The sequence below is a fragment of the Pseudomonas sp. GW823-FHT01D03 genome (assembly GCF_058798255.1).
Genome location: NZ_JBXAKK010000001.1, coordinates 3409282 through 3428195, shown reverse-complemented (window position 1 = coordinate 3428195; position 18914 = coordinate 3409282). Strand labels below are relative to the sequence as shown.

Sequence of the window (18914 nt, the reverse complement as noted above, 5' to 3'; positions counted from 1 at the left end):
AGGTCCGCCGATCACCACAAAATCACCCCGCCAACTCAACCTTGCGCACCCGCGCCCATTCCTCGACCAATCGCGCCGGCGTGCCGCAGGCCTTGCGTTTGTAGACGAAGTGGCTGCACTTCTCGGCAAACTGGTTGCGGTTGTAGAGCATGTCCTCCTGCATTTCCTGCAGTTCGTTTTCCCGGCATTGCTCGATCAGCACCTGATCCACGCGCAACTTGCGCTCGCGCACGGCGGCGTAGGTCGGGTCGCTCAGTGCCGCATTGGCTCGTTGCAGCAACCACAGCGAAAACTCATCCGGGCAGCGCGGGCCGATTTCCTGGATCATGCTCAGTTGCAGCGCTTGCGTCGCGCTGACCGGCAGACAGGCCTGGGTCAGTTGCTCGGCCATCGCCGGGCCGACGGCGCGCGGCAGGCTGTAGGTCCAGTATTCCGAGCCATACAGGCCCATGCTCTTGTAGTGCGGATTGAGCACGATGTCGGCGCGGGCAAACACGATGTCGGCGGCCAGCGCCAGCATCACGCCGCCGGCCCCGGCATTGCCGGTCACGCCGCTGACCACCAGTTGCCGCGCGCTGAGCAGTTCGGCGCAGACATCGTCGATCGCCTGAATATTTGCCCAGGCTTCAGCGCCCGGATCCGACGCGGCCTGGATCACGTTCAGGTGCACGCCGTTGGAAAAGCTGCCGCGCCCGCCCTTGATCAACAGCACCCGAGTGTCCCGAGACTTGGCCCAGCGCAGCGCTTCGACCATGCGCTGACACTGTTCGGTGCTCATCGCACCGTTGTAGAACTCGAACGTCAGCTCCCCGACATGCCCGGATTCACGGTAGCGGATCGGCTGATACGCCTCGTCGTTGAACGGCTCGCTGGCGATCGACCAGTCGAGGATCGGCACGCCTGCCAGTTGCCCGGCCAGCACATGCCGCGCCGGTTGCTTGAAGGTCTCTTCGCCGGGCAGTGGTTTGCGTCGCAACGAGCCGATCCACAGGCTGTGATCGCCAGTGGCGACCAGCACCGCGTCGTCATGCACCGCGAGGATTTTGCCGGGAATGCCGGTGCGCTGATCAAGGTGCGCGTCGTACACGTAATACTGCCCGCCGGCCAGACTCGCCAAGACCCCGGGCTGGCCGTCCGCGGCGTCGATGCAGCGTTTGATGAAGCGCGAGCAGTCGTGCCAGCTGAAGGTGCGGTCGTCCTGCTTCATGTTTGGCTGCAAGCGACCCCGGACTTTTGGGTCGGTGTAATCCAGTGGCACCGGTTGCACGCCGTCGATGAATTTCTCGACCACTTCGCGAATGCAGCGAATCGCCGCATCGCTGACCCGACCGTTGTACAGCTCGGACTTGCGCAAGCCCGACGGCAGATTGAATTCGCAGGTGGCCCAGACCGGGCCGGCGTCCATTTCTTCCACCGCTTGCAGCGCGGTCACGCCCCAGCGTGTGAGTTCGTTGGTGATCGCCCAGTCCAGCGCGCTGGCGCCACGATCGCCGACGATGCCCGGGTGGATGATCACCACCGGGCGCCGCACATTGCTCCACAGCGCCTGCGGCACGCGGTCTTTGAGGAACGGGCAGATCACCAGATCGGCGCCGCTGTGTTCGATCTGTTCGCACACCGACGCTTCGTCGGTGAACACCACGACGCTGGGCGAGTGCCCGGCCTGACGCAGTTCGAGCCAGGCACGTTGAGTCAGGCCATTGAAGGCCGAGGACAGCAGAATAATCTTCAGTGATCGCATGGTTTTCTTCCTTGAAGGGATAGCCGCGGGCTCCGGTGAGCCGTCCTTGGCTTTCGATGAAGCGCGCAGATTAGAGAGTGGTTGCGCGCTGGCAACTGATCCGGGTCAACGTTGTGTCAGTCAATATTTCTGCGGCGACGGAACGTCTTATTCTCAAAGGTTTGCTTATCCTGATTTTTTATTACTTCAAATGTCCGCAGCGCTATTGCACAGTCGCGCCTGATCAAGAGCCGGACGATCCCGGCAGAACGATGGTTTTTCGCAGCGGGTGGGACCCGTTTCAGGGAGCAAGGCATGGGTGATGTTCAGAACCCGCATTACCGGATGATTGGGCACATGTTCCAAAAGGACTATCGCTGGCTGTGCGCTGCCGTTGGCCGCACGCTGGGTTGCCCGCACAGCGCACAGGACATCGCCTCGGAAACCTTTTTACGGGTGCTGGCCCTGCCGGACCCGAGCGCCATTCGCGAGCCGCGGGCGCTGCTGACCACTATCGCCCGGCGGCTGGTCTATGAAGGCTGGCGCCGCCAGGATCTGGAGCGCGCTTATCTGGAGAGCCTGGCGCTGGCGCCGGAACCGGTGCATCCATCGCCGGAAGAACGCGCGCTGGTGATCGAGGCGTTACTGGCGGTCGATCGCTTGCTCAATGGCTTGTCGGCCAAGGCCAAAGCCGCGTTTCTCTACCATCAGCTCGACGGTTTGACCTACAGCGAAATCGGCAAACGGCTCGGGGTTTCCACCAGCCGTGTGCAGCAGTACATGGTCTTAGCCTTCAAACGTTGCTATCAGGCGATGCAGGCATGAGGCCGGACGAGGCGGTGATCGATGAGGCGGCGCAGTGGATGGCGCTGTTGCAGTCCGGGGAAGCCAGCGCCGGCGAGCGCGCCGCGTTCGAAGCGTGGCGCGCGGCTGACCCGCGCCATCAGCGGATCATCGAACAAATGGGCGGCGGCCTGAACCTGCTGCGCAACCCGACCTTGCGCGAGCTGCCGCGCAACAGTCTGCTGCATAGCCTGAATGCGCCGTCGAGCCGGCGGCGCTTTGTCAGTGGCAGCTTGAGCGTGCTCGGTGTCGCGGTGCTGGCCGCGTTGCTCGGGCGCCGCTATGGCTGGCTACCGGAAGCGGGGGAGTTGGCGACCGGCACCGGCGAGCGACGCGATTTCACCCTGGAGGATGGCACTGCGCTGAGCCTGAATGCACGTACGCGGGTGGTGACGCAATTCGATGCGACTCAACGCTTGCTGGCGTTGCGCTCGGGTGAGTTGCTGGTGGATGTGGCCAAGGATCCCGCGCGGCCGTTCGTGGTCGCGACCGAACACGGACGGATGCGGGCGCTGGGCACCAAATTCCTCGTGCAACAGGGCGACGATGCTACCCGGCTGGTGATGCTGCACTCGCAGGTCGAAGTGCTCACCGCCGGCGGTGCGCGGCAAGTGGTGGAGGCGGGGGAAAGTCTGCTGTTCAACGCTCAGGACATTCTGGCTCTGGAGCGCAGCACCGGTCAGGAAAGTGCCTGGGTGCAAGGTCGACTGGAAGTACGCGACCGGCCGCTGAGCGAGGTGATCGACAGCCTGCGCCGCTATCGCCGGGGCATTCTGCACCTGAGTCCCGAAGTGGCCGATCTGCGCCTGAGCGGCCTCTATCCGCTGGACGACAGTGACCGCACCCTGCAATTGCTGGAGCGTTCGCTGCCGATCCGCGTCACCTGGCACAACCCCTATTGGGTCAGCATCGGCGCGCGGTTATAGCGTCATAACTTCTTGGCCTAATCGCCGCCCTATAAAAAGCGCCGGCCCGCTGCTCATTCCCTGCAGACGCCTTCAACAGGGAAGCCCTTGATGATTTCATTCAAACAACAATTACCGCACCTGACCCTCGCCGCCGCACTGGCGATGGGGCTAGGGCCGATCGCGGTGTATGCGCAGGATTCTGCGGCCCAGGTCTACACCTTCGACATCGCCAGCGGCCCGCTCGACGAGGTCTTGCTGGATATCTCGCGCCAGACCGGCGTACCAATTTCCTTCAGCCAGAATCTGGTGCAGGGCAAGCGCAGCAGTGCGGTGCGCGGCGCGCTGGACGGGCGTCAGGCTGTCGAGAAGGCATTGCGCGGCAGCGGCTTGCAAGTCGAGCAAAGTGCCCAGGGCCTGAGCGTGCGCGAAGGCGCGGCGAGTACGCCGGTGGCGGCCAAAGTCACCGCTGTGGCCCCAGCCACCAGCGCCGATTACCGCATGGAAAAGGTCACCGTCACCGGCTCGCGAATCGCCCGCGCGCAGAGCGATGGCGCGACCCCGGTCAACGTCATCACCCACGAAGAGATGGAAGCGCGCGGCTACAAGAACGTCTATGACGCGCTGGCGACGCAGACGCAAAACACCGGCATGACCCAAGGCGAGGACTACGGCAACACCTGGCAGCCGGCGGCCAGCGCGATCAACCTGCGTGGCCTCGGCCCCAACCACACGCTGGTGCTGATCAACGGCCGGCGCGTCGCCGATTATCCGACGCCATACGATGGCAAGGTCAACTTCACCAACCTGGCGAATATTCCTTCGGCAGTCATCGAGCGTATCGAAATTCTCAGCAGCGGCGCCTCGGCGATCTACGGTTCGGACGCGATTGCCGGGGTGGTCAACATCATCCTCAAGAAACAGATCAATGGCATCGACGTCAATCTCAAGGGCGGCACCAGCGAGCGTGGCGGTGGCGACAATCAGCGCCTGCAAATCAGCGGCGGCGGCAGTTGGGGCGACTTCGACGGCCTGTTCGGCCTGGAGCTGACCAACCGCGATCCGATCTGGGCCGACGATCGCGGCTTCATGCAGAGCGGCCCGCTGGCGGATGTCGGTTACCGTCGCGACCTGAGCAACAATCGCTACCTCGGCCCCGGTTGCGGCGCCTATCAAGGCACTTTCGACAACAAGCTGCTGAACAACGCGGGTCGTTGCCGCACCGATCAGATGTACAACGATTACTGGACGATCCAGACGCAAAAGGAAAACTACGACGGCTACACCCGCGGCACCTGGCACTTCAGCGACAGCGGTCAGGTGTTTGCCGACTTGATGTATGGCCTCGATCACATCCAGAACAACACCCGTGGCCCGACTTTTACTTCGCCGGACTTCATCAACCAGAACAGCGGCAATCTGGAGCGCTGGTATCGCCGTTACGGTGAAGAGGAAATCGGTGGCCGCACCAGCAACAACAGCAAGTGGACCGACACTTCATGGACCGGCACCCTCGGCCTCTCGGACAAGATCGCCGACACTGGCTGGAGTTACGATCTGGCGGCCAACCGTTCGGAATATCGCAGCGTCAGAACCACGCGCTACACGCCTCTGTCATCGATTCAGGATTTCTACCTCGGCCCGCAATTGGGCGTGAGTGGCGGTTATCCGGTGTTCGCCCCGGACGCCTCGCGTCTCGATCGCCCGCTGACGCCACAAGAGTGGGAGCAGTTTCGCAGCAACCTGACCCAGCGCAGCAAGTCGGTTTCCACCAGCTATAACGCCTCGATCAATGGCGACTTGTTTGACCTGCCGGCCGGCCCGGTCGGGTTTGCCGGCGTGCTGGAAGCGGGCAAACAGGAATATCGCGTCGACCCGGACGACGGTCTGAATGACGGCACTTTTTATGGCGTGAGCCCGGCGCAAAGCTCCGGCGGTTCGCGCAAGCGCTACGCGGCGGGCGGCGAGTTCAGCATTCCGGTCACCGACACCGTGTTGGCCACCGCCGCCGGGCGTTGGGACCAGTACAAATTCAGCGGCCGTAGCGAGCAACAGAAAACCTATAACCTCGGCCTCGAATGGCGCCCGATCACCAGCCTGTTGCTGCGCGGCAGTTACGGCACCAGTTTCCGCGCGCCGGATCTGAACTACATCTACCAGTCCGACAGCAACGGTTACTACCCGGCGCAGATCGACTACTACGGTTGCAGCCAGGGCGTGCAGGGCGCGTGTGATCGTGGGCGGGTCGACTACACCCAGAGCGGCACCCCGGATCTTGAGTCCGAACGCGGCAAATCCTGGACCTATGGTTTTGTCTGGTCGCCGTCGCGCAATTTCGATTTCTCCACCGATTTCTGGCGGGTCGAGATCGACGACCTGCTGACCACCGTCGACGAGAACCGCCTGTTGCAGCAAGAGAACGAATGCCGCAACGGCACCCAGGACATCAATTCGGCCAACTGCCAATCGACCCTGGCACGCATCGACCGCAACCCGGGCAATGCGGCGATTGACCCCAACCAGTTGCAACGGGTGCGGGTCAATGCGATCAACGCCGCCAGCGAGCGGGTCAGCGGTCTGGATTTCAAGAGCAACATCCGCTGGGGTGCTGGTGAGTACGGCGCGTTCAGCTCGGCGCTGGGTTATACCTTGGTGCTTTCGCATTTCTACAAGGAGTCGGACGAAGCGCCGACTCAGGACTGGCGCACGTCGCGGACCAATTACGACTGGCGCAGCAAGGTCAACGCCAGTCTGACCTGGGACTACCAGAAGGCCACGGCGACGCTGATGGGCATTCGTTACGGCTCCGTGACAAACGGCGCGGGTGACGGGCGTCTGTCGCCCTGGACGGTGTTCAACGCCAGCGCCCGCTACAAACTCAACGACCGCGCCAGTGTCGGCCTGACCGTGAACAACGTGCTCAACCAGATCAAACACGATGACTCGGCCGGCTGGCCGTATTACCCGACCGGCAACTATGACCCGTACGGGCGGCAGTGGTGGCTGGATGTGAGTTATCACTTCGGCAGTTGAGTGCGCGGAATTTGTGAGTAACGTCCTACGGAAACGGGGGAGTTTTTTGCAGAAACGGGGATATTTCCGACGACATTCTCAGGTTGGTCGTCGGAAGCGCGATCTATAGCATCGGAGCTGACATTGAAGTCGTAAACGGCTTGGACGCTCAGGCCTCTGATAACGGATGGATTATGCGAACTCCCCACCTCGAATACGAAACGCCTGCTTATTCCCATCGCCTTCACTGGCGCACCGATCGTGCCAGATGCCCCATGGAGGAGGTCGCGATGCCCAGCGTCAAGGTGCCCCGGCTGACGGGGGTGAAGAGGGCCGAGGGCAGACCTGTCGATTTGCTCGTGAATGGCCGGAACATAGGTGACGATGCCTTTCTGATCGTCGACCTGACCGACGAAGGTTTTGAGCTGAGCGATGTCGTCAACATGCTTTCAACCTCTGAGCTTTATCTGCAAGGCGACATGGTCAAACGCATCACCGGCAAGTCGGTCAGCACCGTACGGCGATTACTGAAGGAAGGTAAAACGGTACGGCTTGACCCGCAGCAGAGCGTCGTCGCCTACCAATATGCGTTGGTGCTGGAAAAGGCCACTCGCGCCTTCGGACGCCAGTCCCGGGCCGAGGAGTGGCTGCGCAAACCCAGCACCTACCTGAACCGACGCGTACCGGTGGAGTTGATCCGGCATTCACTGGGTTTTCAGATGGTGGAGCAATATCTGGGGCAACTGATATACGGGGTTTACACATGAATCCCTTGCCCTGGGACGAGCACTGGTATGCCTGGCGGCTGGACCCCGAGGTTTATGGCGGGACGTGGGACAGCGGCATGGGTTCGAATCTCAATGGTGGCCGATGGAACATACCCGGGCGGCGAGTCGTTTATGCATCAGTCGATCCGTCTTCGGCCATTCTGGAGGTGGCAGCCAATCACAGCTTTGATGCGCTGGACAGTGAACCTTATGTGCTCACGTGTTTTGAGGTCGTCAGCGAAGCAAAAGTGAAAATCGTCCAGCCGGAGGATGTGCCGAATCCTTATTGGTTGAGCCCCGCCAAGCCTTCTCCCAATCAACAATTGTTCGCCGATGCGTTATTGGCAGAGCATCCGTTTGTACTGATCCCCTCGGCGGCAACCCGGCATTCGTGGAATCTGCTGGTGAGCTGCGAATTGGCGGAGGGGCAGTTCAGGATGGTTTCCCAGGAGCGGTTCGGGCTGGATACACGGTTGCTGAGGGAGATGGAGCTGGCCTGATCCACACGTGCCATTTTTTGCATAACCTCATCACCCAACGGTCTAAATCGGGCTCTATAAAACGCTGCTGTCCATTGCACATCCCTGCATAAACCAAAACGCAGGGATGGCTGTTCATGATCCATTTTTCACCCGTTAGATCCCGTTTGAGCCTGGCCTTGCTGCTGGCGATCAATACCTTGCCGGCAGTCGCTGCCGACGAACCCACGACCCAGTTGCAACGGGTCGAAGTTACCGGCACGGCGATTCGCCGGGTCGATGCGGAAACAGCAGTACCCGTCACCATTCTGCGAGTTGAAGAATTGCGCGAGCAGGGGGTGAGCACCACCGAAGAACTGGTCAGCCGGATTTCCGCCAACCAGTCATCAGTCGGCTCGGGGCGTTCGGTGGGTTCGAGCAGCGGCGGGGCGTCGTATGCCGATTTGCGCGGAATCGGCCCGAACAAGACGCTGGTGCTGCTCAATGGTCGGCGGCTGAGCAACAACGCGACCAATGCGATCAATGGCTCCGGGGTTGACCTGAACACCATTCCGTTCGCCGCCATCGACCGTGTCGAAGTGCTGCGTGATGGCGCCTCGGCGCTGTACGGCACCGATGCGATCGGCGGGGTGATCAACTTCATCACCAAGGCCAGCCTCACCGAAGGCCAGCTCAGCACCCACTACGACACGCCGACCCATGCCGGCGGTGGTGAAAGTCGTAACTTCAGCGGCAGTTGGGGCTTCGGCGATTTGCAGGATGATCGTTTCAACGTGTTCGGCGTAGTCAGTCATGACAAGCAGCAACGCCTGGCTGCCGAAGACCGTGGTTACACCTACAACTATCAGCCCGGACGTGGTCTCGATTACACCTCCGGCACCGCATCGCCGGCCAACTGGAGTCAGGGCAGCAACGCCACCAACCCGTTGGCCGGTTCCGGCTGCAACGCCCCGGGCCTGCTGGCGCGCAATGGCATCTGCCGCCAGAGCCTGTGGAACTATCTCGATCTGGTGCCGGAAACCGAGAAGACCTCGGCTTTCGCCAAAGCCACCGGCAAGCTTGCGGATGATCACAACGTCAGCCTCGAATACTTCTGGGCGCGCAACGAAAACCGCACGCAGATCGGCCCCGGTACGCTGATGGGTAATCAGGTCAATCCTGGCACGACGTTCTATCCCGGTAACGGCATTACCCCCGGCCCCAACGGTTTCGCCCTCGACCCGACGCAACCGGTGGATGTGAACTGGCGCGAAACCGCCGTCGGCGCGCGCCAGCACGAAGACGACAACACCGGCCAGCGTTTGCTGTTGAGCTTCGATGGCAGCGTGGTTGGGTGGGACTACAACGTCGGCGCTTCGTACAACCAGAACAAAGTGGTCAATGCCATCGAGGCCGGCTATGTCAACGACCGCGCCGTCAGCGCCGGTATTGCCAACGGCATCATCAACCCGTTTGGCGCGCAGACCGCCGCTGGGCAGGCGCTGCTGGCAGCCAACGCGGTGGACGGCGATTACTCGACGGCGGTAGGGCGGGTGAAGGCGATTGATGGACGTGTCAGTCGCGAGATCGGTGACTGGTTCGGCGCCGGCCCTTCGGCACTGGCGCTGGGTGGCGAATACCGCAAGGAAGATTTCCATCAGGACTTCGCCCAGTTCGCCGCCGATGTGCAGAGCCTCGGTGTCGACCCGAATGCCAGCGTTGCCGGGGATCGCAGCGTTTCGGCGCAATATGCCGAGGTCAACGTGCCGGTGCTCGACAGCCTGGAATTGTCCGCCGCCGTGCGCCACGACAAGTACAGCGACTTCGGCAGCACCACCAACCCGAAGTACTCGTTCCGCTTCCAGCCGTTCAAGGAACTGGTGGTGCGCGGCGCCTACAGTGAAGGTTTTCGCGCGCCGTCGTTGTATGAGCTGTACAACCCGAACTTCACCACGTTCACCGTCGCCAACTACAACGACCCGCGACTGTGTGCCGGTGGCAACCCGAGCAACGGCGGGATCGCCAACCGCGACTGCGCCCAGCAGTTCTACAGCCGCACCGGCGGCAACACTGACCTCAGTCCGGAAACCGCGCGCAACGTTACCCTCGGTTTCGTCTATCAACCATTCGAGCGCCTGAGCACCGGGCTGGATTTCTGGTGGATCAACATCGCCAACCAGATCGCCGAATTCCCCGAGTCGGCGGTGTTCGAGAACCCGGAGCTGTATCCGGATCGCCTGGTGCGCAAGCCTGATGGCTCGATCGATCACATCGTCACCGGGCTGGCCAACCTCGGCAAGATCAAGACCAGTGGTGTCGATGTCAGCTTTGATTACCGCTTGCCGAGCACCCCGTACGGCAACTTCGGCATCGGCCTGCAAGGCACCTATGTCAGCCGCTACGAGTACCAGCAGCAGCTCAAGGGCGACTACATCGACAAGCTCGGCGATTTCCGTGGCGGCGACTTTTCCTCGGCCGGCGCCGTGGCCCGCTGGCGCCACAGCCTGACCGGCAGCTGGAACTACGGCCCCTACGGTGTGGCACTGACCAACCGCTACACCAGCGGCTACCACGACTCCGACCGTGAGACCCACGATTACGTCGGCTCGTACAACGTCTGGGATCTGGCCGGCACCTACACCTGGCGCAAAACCCTGAGCGTGACCCTCGGCGCGAAGAACCTGTTCGACCGCGAGCCACCTTTCAGCAACCAGACCTACACCTTCCAGAGCGGCTACGACCCGAAATACGGCGACCCGTTCGGGCGGACGTTGTACACGCGGGTCAATTACAAGTTCTGAGATTGCCCAGACGCGGCGGGTTTTAGTCACTTATTGATCTAAGCCTGCCCTATAAAAATCGCCGGCCTGTTGCACATCACAGGTAGGCAGAAGGTTTGGTGACTGTACTGGCCTCTTCGCGAGCAAGCCCTCCCACGGGGAATCTGCGGTGAGCACAACTTCCTTGTGGGAGCGGGCTTGCTCGCGAAGAGGCCAGTCGCAACACCTTGTGAAAGGATCTGCCAATGCTATCCAGGCTCATTCTGTTCAGCGCTTTTGCGCTCTTAAGCCCATTCAGTTGGGCCGCCCCGCAACCCGCGTTGACGGTCTACGGCGAAGCCCCCAAATACGCCCCGGACTTTCAACACCTGGCCTACGCCAATCCAAACGCCCCCAAGGGCGGGACGCTGCGCCGCTCCTCACTGGAAAGCGGCCCGTTCGATCACCTGATTCCGTACACCGACAAAGGCACCGGCGTCGCCGACATCGACGGCTGGCTCTACGCGCCGCTGGCCTATCGCAGCAAGGATGAACCCTATAGCGTCTACGGCCTGGTGGCGCAGCAGATGGAACTGGATGCCGATCGTCGCTGGCTGCGCTTCTACCTCAATCCCAAGGCCCGGTTTGACGACGGCACGCCAATCACTGCCGAAGACGTGCGTTATACCTTCGAACTGTTCACCACGCAGGGCAGCCTCAAATATCGCCAGCAGTTTCGTGACGTCGCCGACGTAGTGGTGGAGTCGCCGACGCAAGTGCGCTTCAACTTCAAGAACAATGACAGCCGCACCCTGCCACTGGATTTGGCAACGCTGCCGGTGTTGCCGGAACACTGGTGGCGCATGCGCAACTTCGCCGAGGGCGCCGGTTTCGAGATCCCGCCGGGCAGCGGCCCGTACCGGATCAGCGCGGTGGATGCCGGGCGCAGCGTGAAATTTCAGCGTGTTGCCGACTGGTGGGCCAATGACCTGCCGATCACTCGCGGGCTCTATAACTTCGATCACTTGAGCGTGGAGTTCTTCGCCGACACCGATGTTTCCCGGCAAGTGCTCAAGGCCGGTGGCTTCGATTACAACCGCGAGTTTTCCGCGACCAGTTACACCATCGGCTATGCCGGGGCGGCGCTGGAGCAGGGCAAATTGCTTCGCGAACATCTGGCGCCGGGTGCCGCGCAAGGTTCGCAGGGTTTCGTGTTCAACCTGCAAAAACCGATGTTTCTGGATCGCCGGGTGCGGCAGGCGATCGCCATGCTCTGGGATTTCGAATGGAGCAATCGGCAGATGATGCGCAGCATGTACCTGCGCCAGCGCAGTTACTTCTCGCACAGCGCATTGGCCGCCACCGAGTTGCCGGATGCCGAGGAACTGAAAATCCTCGAACCGTGGCGCGGCAAGATCCCCGACGAGGTGTTCACCCAAGTCTTCGAAGCGCCGAAAACCGACGGCAGCGGCAACATCCGCGCCGAGCAGTTGCAAGCCCTGAAACTGCTGGAAGCCGCCGGCTGGAAACCCCGTGGCCATCAATTGGTAAATGCCAATGGCGAGCCGCTGCAGTTCACTTTTCTCAACGGTCAGAAGGGCTTTGAACGGCTGCTGCTGCCGTTCAAACGCAACCTGGCGCAGATCGGCATCGGCTTCGATATTCGTCAGGTCGACACCGCGCAGTACACCAACCGCGTGCGCAACCGCGACTACGACATGATCGTCGTCGGTTACCCGGTGAGTCAGGCACCGGGGCGCGAGATGTTCAATTACTTCGGCTCCGACGGTGCCGACGATCCTGGCTCGAACAACTACATGGTGTTGCGCGATCCTGCGGTCGATGACTTGCTCGAAGGGCTGGTACAGGCCGACAACCGCGAAAGTCTGCTGCGCCATGCTCACGCCCTGGATCGGGTGTTGCAGTGGGGCTATTACTGGATTCCCAACTATTACCCGCCGGGGATTTCCACGGTGTGGTGGAACCGTTTTGGTCGCCCGGCGACGGCGCCGCTGTATGACGCCGGGCTCGATACCTGGTGGGAAATCAGCCCGACTGCGTTGACCGCCACACAGATGCAGCAACAGCAAAAGGAGTATGCGCATGTGGGGTTATAGCCTGCGGCGTCTGCTGCTGATCGTGCCGACTTTGCTCGCTATTCTGCTGGTCAATTTCGTCATCGTGCAGGCTGCGCCGGGTGGCCCGGTCGAGCAGGCGATTGCGCGCTTGCAGGGCATCGGTGTCGGTGCTGCGGTGGGCGGCGGTCATGTCGAAACCATCGGCGGCGAATCCCGCGCCACCCGAGGCCTCGATCCAAAACTGGTGGCCGATATCGAGCGTCAGTACGGCTTCGACAAACCCGCCGGCGAGCGCCTGTGGCTGATGCTCAAAAGCTACGCGCAACTGGATTTCGGCCAGAGCTTTTTCCGCGGTGCCAGCGTCACCGAGCTGATCTGGCAGAAGCTGCCGGTGACCTTGTCGCTGGGCTTGTGGGCCACGTTGATCACCTATCTGGTGTCGATTCCGCTGGGCATCCGCAAGGCCGTGCACAACGGTTCGGCGTTCGATGTCTGGAGCAGCGTGGCGATCATCATTGGCTACGCGATGCCGGGATTCCTGTTTGCGTTACTGCTGATCATCGTGTTTGCCGGCGGCTCCGCGCTGGACTGGTTTCCGGTGCGCGGGCTGGTCTCTGACAACTTCGCCGAGTTGTCACCGTGGGGCAAAGTGGCCGATTACTTCTGGCATCTGGTGCTGCCGGTCACCGCGCTGGTGATTGGCGGATTCGCCACGCTGACGATTCTCACCAAAAACAGCTTTCTCAACGAAATCTCGCGGCTGTACGTGGTGACGGCCCGGGCCAAGGGCCTCAGCCAGCGCCAGGTGTTATACGGCCACGTGTTTCGCAACGCGATGTTGCTGGTGGTCGCCGGATTACCGCAGGCGCTGGTGACGGTATTTTTCGGCGGCTCGTTGCTGATCGAAGTGATCTTTTCCCTCGATGGCCTTGGCCGTCTCAGTTACGAGGCGGCGGTGTCGCGCGACTATCCGGTGGTGTTCGGTTCGCTATTCATCTTCACCCTGTTCGGCCTGCTGATAAAACTGCTCGGCGACCTGTGCTACACGCTGGTCGACCCGCGCATCGACTTTACCGCGAGGACTGCCTGATGCTGACTCTATCTCCCATCGGACAGCGGCGCTGGGCGCGGTTCAAGGCGCATCGGCGTGGCTGGTGGTCGCTGTGGCTGTTCTTGCTGTTGTTCGGCCTGAGCCTGGGCGGCGAGCTGATCGCCAATGACAAACCGCTAATGGTCGAGTATCAGGGGCAGTGGTATTTCCCGGCGTTCAAGCGCTACACCGAGCAGGATTTCGGCGGTGAGCTGCCGTTCCAGCCGGACTATCGCAGCGCGCAGGTGCGGCAGTTGATTGAGGGGCAGGGCGGGCGGATGTGGTTTGCGCCGATCCCGTTCGGTTTCGATACGGTCAACTATGACCTGACTGAACCGGCGCCGAGTGCGCCGAGCGGCGAGAACTGGCTGGGCACCGACGATCAGGCACGGGATGTGCTGGCGCGGGTGATCTTCGGTACGCGGGTGTCGCTGCTGTTTGCCTTGGCACTGACGGCTGCCAGTGCGCTGATCGGCATTGCGGCCGGTGCCTTGCAAGGCTATTACGGTGGCTGGGTCGATCTGCTCGGGCAGCGGTTGCTGGAAGTGTGGTCGGGGCTGCCAGTGTTGTATCTGCTGATCATTCTGTCCGGGTTCGTCGAGCCGAATTTCTGGTGGTTGCTGGGGATCATGGCGCTGTTTTCCTGGCTGAGTCTGGTCGATGTGGTGCGCGCCGAGTTTCTGCGCAGCCGCGGCCTGGAATACGTGAAAGCCGCGCGGGCGCTGGGGGTTGGCGATGTGCAGGTGATCAGTCGGCACATCCTGCCCAACGCCATGAGCGCGACCCTGACCTATCTGCCGTTCATCCTCACCGGGGCGATCGCGACCTTGTCGGCGCTGGATTTTCTCGGTTTCGGCATGCCCGCCGGCAGCGCTTCGCTGGGCGAACTGATCGGCCAGGGCAAGAGCAATCTGCAAGCGCCGTGGTTGGGGCTGACGGCTTTTTTTGCCTTGGCGCTGATTCTTTCTCTATTGGTGTTCATCGGTGAGGCCTGCCGAGATGCTTATGATCCGAGGGCTTGAGATGAGCGATAACCTGATCGAAATACGCGACCTGCGTGTGGCATTCAACGGCCAGCCTGTGGTGCATGGCATCGACCTCGATATTCGTCCCGGCGAATGCCTGGCGCTGGTCGGCGAGTCCGGCTCGGGCAAATCGGTGACCGCCCACAGCATCCTGCAATTGCTCGACCCGAACATCACGCGGATCGACGGCAGCATTCGTTATGCCGGCGAAGAGCTGCTCGGCGTGCATGAGCGCTATCTGCGCCAGTTACGGGGCAACCGTATTGCGATGATTTTTCAGGAGCCGATGAGCTCGCTGAATCCGCTGCACACCATCGAACGGCAACTCGGTGAGAGCCTGGCGCTGCACAAAGGCCTGGCCGGCGCGCAGGCCCGTGAAAGGATTCTTGAACTGCTCGAACTGGTCGGCATTCAGAAACCGCGCGAACGGCTCAAGGCCTATCCGCATCAGCTCTCCGGCGGCCAGCGCCAGCGGGTGATGATCGCCATGGCGCTGGCCTGCGAGCCGCAGTTATTGATCGCCGACGAGCCGACCACCGCGCTCGATGTGACGGTGCAGCGCAGGATTCTGTTGCTGCTTAAAGAGCTGCAACAGCGCCTGGGCATGGCGCTGCTGATCATCAGCCATGACCTGAATCTGGTGCGCACCATTGCGCAGCGGGTGGCGGTGATGCGCGGTGGACGGATCGTCGAGCAGGCGTCGTGCGAGCAATTGTTCCGCGCGCCGCAGCATCCCTACAGCATCGAATTGCTCAACGCCGAGCCGGGGGGCGAAGCGCTGTGCCGGGATGTCGCGCAGGACTTGTTGCAGGTGCGCGATCTGCATGTGCGTTTTCGCCTGGGGGGCGGTTGGCTGCGGCCGAAGACTTGGCTGGCGGCGGTCAAGGGCATCGATCTGAATCTGCAGCGCGGCAAAACGCTGGGGATTGTTGGAGAGTCGGGCTCAGGCAAGTCGACCTTGGGTCAGGCGATTTTGCGCCTGATCGACGCCGAGGGCAGCATTCGCTTTGCCGGTGAGGCGTTGGAGCAACTGAGCGGCAAACAACTGCGGCCACTGCGCAAACGCCTGCAGGTGGTGTTTCAGGACCCGTTCGGCAGCCTCAGTCCGCGCCTTTGTGTGGCGCAGATCATTGCCGAGGGCTTGCAGGTACATAGCGACTTGAATGCTGCCCAGCGTGAGCAGGCGGTGATCGATGTGCTGCGCGAAGTCGGTCTCGATCCGGCGACCCGACATCGCTATCCGCACGAGTTTTCCGGTGGTCAGCGCCAACGGATTGCCATCGCTCGGGCGCTGGTGCTCAAGCCGGAGCTGATTCTGCTCGATGAGCCAACTTCTGCGCTGGATCGCACGGTGCAGAAGCAGATCGTTGCTTTATTGCGGCGCCTGCAGGAAGAGCATGGGCTGACTTACCTGTTCATCAGTCATGACTTGGCGGTGGTGCGGGCGTTGGCCCATGACCTGATTGTGATGAAGGATGGCGAAGTACTGGAGCGTGGCGAGACCAGTGCGCTGTTCAGCGATGCGCAGCATCCGTATACGCAGGAGCTGTTGGCGGCATCATTTGCTGGTTGATGACAGCTCCAACGTAGTAGAAGGTACATGCTGCGGTTTATGGTGCGCCACGTGACCAATGTGGGAGGGGGCTTGCTCCCGAAAGCGGTGTGACAGGCGGCAAAACTTGTGGCTGATCCGACGTCTTCGGGAGCAAGCCCCCTCCCACCTATGACCTGTTTATGACGAAACCCGGGAGCCAGACGCAAAAATCCCGCCACAGGGGCGGGATTTTCTTCAAACCGAACGCAAGTCTTACGACGGGAACAGCTCGGACAGTTTCATCGACAGCATCATGTCGCCTTCAACGCGCAGCTTGCCGCCCATGAACGCCTGCATGCCGTCGGTTTCACCGCTGACGATGTCTTTCAGAGTTGCGCTGTCCAGTACCAGGGTGCAGTTGGCGTCCGGGTTTTCACCTTCCTGAATGTCGCAAGTACCGTCTTTGACGATCAGCGCGTACTGCTTGTTTTCGTCAGTGATGTTGAAACCGAAGACCAGGTCCAGACCGGCAGCAGCGGCTGGGTTGAACTTGGCTTGCATCGCTTTTACGGCATCAGCTACGGAGGTCATGGTTCGATCCTTTCTTGGGTAATAGCGCTGGTTGATTACAGCAAGGGTCACAATTATCCGGACTCAGCGGAAAGTGATGAGTTCCGGAGCCTTCAGCAGTTGCAGATGTGCGTGACTGTTGAAGGAGGCCAAAGCCACCTCGCGACCGCGGAACTTCAGCTGGTTGAGCGAGGTGTTGACGATTTGCCAATTCAGTTCAAAGGCCTGCCGGGCAGGCATTTGGGTAATCAGGTGGAGCAGGGCGGCGATGGTGCCGCCGGAGGTGAATACGGCGATTTTCTGGTTGCCGTCGGCCTGTTCGAGGATGCGGTGCAATCCGCCCCGTACTCGCTCGACAAAACCCAGCCAGCTCTCCAGCCCGGGGGTGTCGTAGGTGCCCGCCAGCCAGCGCTCGATCACCAGAGCGAAGATGCGCTGGAACTCGGCGCGGTTCTGCGCTGCGTTGCGCAGAATGTCGATGGCTTCCGGTTCGTCGTCGAGCATGGCCGGAATCAGGGCGCGGATCACGGCGTCGGCATCGAACTCGTTGAACGCCGAATCGGTCTCCAGCGTCGGTACCGCCAGGCCCTTGGCGCTGAATTGCTCCAGCGCACTGGTGGCCGTGTGTTGCTGGCGGCGCAGGTCGCCGGCCAGACAGCGATCGAAACGGATTCCCAGCTCGGCGAGGTGCTGACCGAGGATCTCTGCCTGACGCACGCCGATGGGCGACAGGACGTCATAGTCGTCTGCACCAAAGGAGGCCTGGCCATGTCGAATCAGATAGATGCTGCCCACGTCCGCGTCATCCCGGTACGTTGAAGGTTTGGCGAGGTTATGAGGATGACGGAGTGCTGTCAATGAAAAAACATACGCTTGTTTGAAATGCTTGTTACAGGCCTGTTGCCAGAGGTTTCACGGCTGGCCGACGGGGCGACGCATGGGTATGCTGCAACCATCCCGCGCGTGTTTTGCATCCGCGCATCGTTTTAAGGAGTCTCTGTGGAGTTTTTCACCGAATACGCCAGCTTCCTGGCCAAGACCGTAACGCTGGTGGTCGCCATCCTGGTGGTGCTCGCCAGTTTTGCTGCATTGCGCAGCAAGGGCCGGCGCAAGTCGGCGGGGCAGTTGCAGGTCAGCAAGCTCAACGATTTCTATAAAGGCTTGCGTGAACGTCTGGAGCAGACCCTGCTCGATAAGGATCAGCTCAAGGCCTTGCGCAAGGGCCAGGCCAAATCGGAAAAGACCGAGAAGAAGCAGAAGAACAAACCCGAAAGCAAATCCCGGGTGTTCGTGCTCGATTTCGACGGTGATATCAAGGCCTCGGCTACCGAGAGCCTGCGTCACGAAATCACCGCTCTGCTGACCCTCGCGACGCCAAAGGATGAAGTGGTGCTGCGCCTGGAAAGCGGCGGCGGCATGGTCCACAGCTACGGTCTGGCGTCGTCGCAACTGGCACGTATCCGCGAGGCCGGCGTGCCATTGACGGTGTGCATCGACAAGGTCGCCGCCAGCGGCGGTTACATGATGGCGTGCATTGGCGAGAAGATCATCAGCGCGCCATTCGCGATTCTTGGCTCGATCGGCGTGGTGGCGCAGTTGCCCAACGTCAATCGTCTGCTGAAAAAGCACGACATCGATTTCGAAGTGCTGACCGCCGGTGAGTACAAACGCACCCTGACCGTGTTCGGCGAAAACACCGAAAAGGGCCGGGAGAAGTTCCAGGAAGACCTGGACATCACCCATCAGTTGTTCAAGAACTTCGTTTCCCGTTATCGCCCGCAACTGGCCATCGACGAAGTGGCCACCGGTGAGGTCTGGCTTGGTGTTGCAGCGCTGGACAAGCAACTGGTGGACGAGCTCAAGACCAGCGATGAATACCTGGCAGACCGGGCGAAGAAAGCCGAGGTTTACCACTTGCATTACGCCGAGCGCAAAAGCCTGCAGGAGCGCATCGGCATGGCCGCCAGCGGTTCAGTGGATCGCGTGCTGCTGAGCTGGTGGAGCCGCTTGACCCAGCAACGCTTCTGGTAAGAAAAGGCCAAAGAAAAACCCCTTTTACTGTAACGGTAAAAGGGGTTTTTTTATGGTGGCGGTATATATGTATGGTTTAAGTTTGAATAGTTGATTTGAATTCAAGATTTTTAATCGGTAAT

General features: G+C 61.1%; 14 protein-coding genes. 11 read left to right on the top strand and 3 right to left on the bottom strand.

The features are described from left to right. Positions 1–22 precede the first annotated feature (22 nt). On the bottom strand, positions 23–1741 hold the full coding sequence (locus AC1RBR_RS14785) for a hydrogenase maturation protein (RefSeq protein WP_492565195.1): 1719 nt from the start codon (positions 1739–1741) through the stop codon (positions 23–25). Positions 1742–2035: 294 nt separating this feature from the next. Here AC1RBR_RS14785 and AC1RBR_RS14780 point away from each other — a divergent pair, with 294 nt between their 5' ends. From AC1RBR_RS14780 to AC1RBR_RS14735, 10 genes are all read left to right on the top strand, one after another. Beyond that, positions 2036–2545, top strand: a complete 510-nt coding sequence (locus AC1RBR_RS14780; RefSeq protein ID WP_492565194.1) for a sigma-70 family RNA polymerase sigma factor — start codon at positions 2036–2038, stop codon at positions 2543–2545. Beyond that, positions 2542–3489, top strand: a complete 948-nt coding sequence (locus AC1RBR_RS14775; protein ID WP_492565192.1) for a FecR domain-containing protein — start codon at positions 2542–2544, stop codon at positions 3487–3489. The genes AC1RBR_RS14780 and AC1RBR_RS14775 overlap by 4 nt, the downstream gene beginning before the upstream one ends. Positions 3490–3579: 90 nt before the next feature. Further along, a complete protein-coding gene (locus AC1RBR_RS14770) occupies positions 3580–6501 on the top strand; it encodes a TonB-dependent receptor domain-containing protein (RefSeq protein WP_492565190.1) in 2922 nt (973 codons plus the stop codon). Between the two features lie 269 nt (positions 6502–6770). Beyond that, a complete protein-coding gene (locus tag AC1RBR_RS14765; protein ID WP_492565189.1) occupies positions 6771–7247 on the top strand; it encodes an antitoxin Xre/MbcA/ParS toxin-binding domain-containing protein in 477 nt (158 codons plus the stop codon). Then, the gene (locus tag AC1RBR_RS14760) at positions 7244–7747 is read left to right on the top strand and encodes an RES family NAD+ phosphorylase (protein ID WP_027613695.1); all 504 of its coding nucleotides are present in this window, start codon (positions 7244–7246) and stop codon (positions 7745–7747) included. The genes AC1RBR_RS14765 and AC1RBR_RS14760 overlap by 4 nt, the downstream gene beginning before the upstream one ends. Positions 7748–7863: 116 nt before the next feature. Then, positions 7864–10506, top strand: a complete 2643-nt coding sequence (locus AC1RBR_RS14755; protein ID WP_492565187.1) for a TonB-dependent receptor — start codon at positions 7864–7866, stop codon at positions 10504–10506. Positions 10507–10730: 224 nt separating this feature from the next. Then, positions 10731–12581 carry an extracellular solute-binding protein gene (locus AC1RBR_RS14750; RefSeq protein ID WP_492565185.1) on the top strand — a complete coding sequence of 617 codons (1851 nt, stop codon included), beginning with the start codon at positions 10731–10733 and terminating at the stop codon, positions 12579–12581. Beyond that, complete coding sequence (locus AC1RBR_RS14745) at positions 12568–13632, top strand: microcin C ABC transporter permease YejB (RefSeq protein ID WP_007967873.1); 1065 nt, start codon at positions 12568–12570, stop codon at positions 13630–13632. Before AC1RBR_RS14750 ends, AC1RBR_RS14745 begins: the two co-directional genes overlap by 14 nt. Continuing rightward, complete coding sequence (locus tag AC1RBR_RS14740; RefSeq protein ID WP_492565183.1) at positions 13632–14654, top strand: ABC transporter permease; 1023 nt, start codon at positions 13632–13634, stop codon at positions 14652–14654. Before AC1RBR_RS14745 ends, AC1RBR_RS14740 begins: the two co-directional genes overlap by 1 nt. A 1-nt stretch (position 14655) precedes the next feature. Beyond that, a complete protein-coding gene (locus AC1RBR_RS14735) occupies positions 14656–16230 on the top strand; it encodes an ABC transporter ATP-binding protein (protein ID WP_492565182.1) in 1575 nt (524 codons plus the stop codon). A 234-nt stretch (positions 16231–16464) separates the two neighbouring features. On the opposite strand, the gene AC1RBR_RS14730 is transcribed toward AC1RBR_RS14735, so the two are convergent. After that, positions 16465–16782, bottom strand: a complete 318-nt coding sequence (locus AC1RBR_RS14730; protein ID WP_108592320.1) for an SCP2 sterol-binding domain-containing protein — start codon at positions 16780–16782, stop codon at positions 16465–16467. A gap of 63 nt (positions 16783–16845) precedes the next feature. Continuing rightward, on the bottom strand, positions 16846–17556 hold the full coding sequence (locus AC1RBR_RS14725; protein ID WP_492565179.1) for a histidine phosphatase family protein: 711 nt from the start codon (positions 17554–17556) through the stop codon (positions 16846–16848). 204 nt (positions 17557–17760) lie between these two features. On the opposite strand from AC1RBR_RS14725, the gene sohB reads away from it, so the two are divergent. After that, positions 17761–18792, top strand: a complete 1032-nt coding sequence (gene sohB / locus AC1RBR_RS14720) for a protease SohB (RefSeq protein WP_095136223.1) — start codon at positions 17761–17763, stop codon at positions 18790–18792. Positions 18793–18914 lie beyond the last annotated feature (122 nt).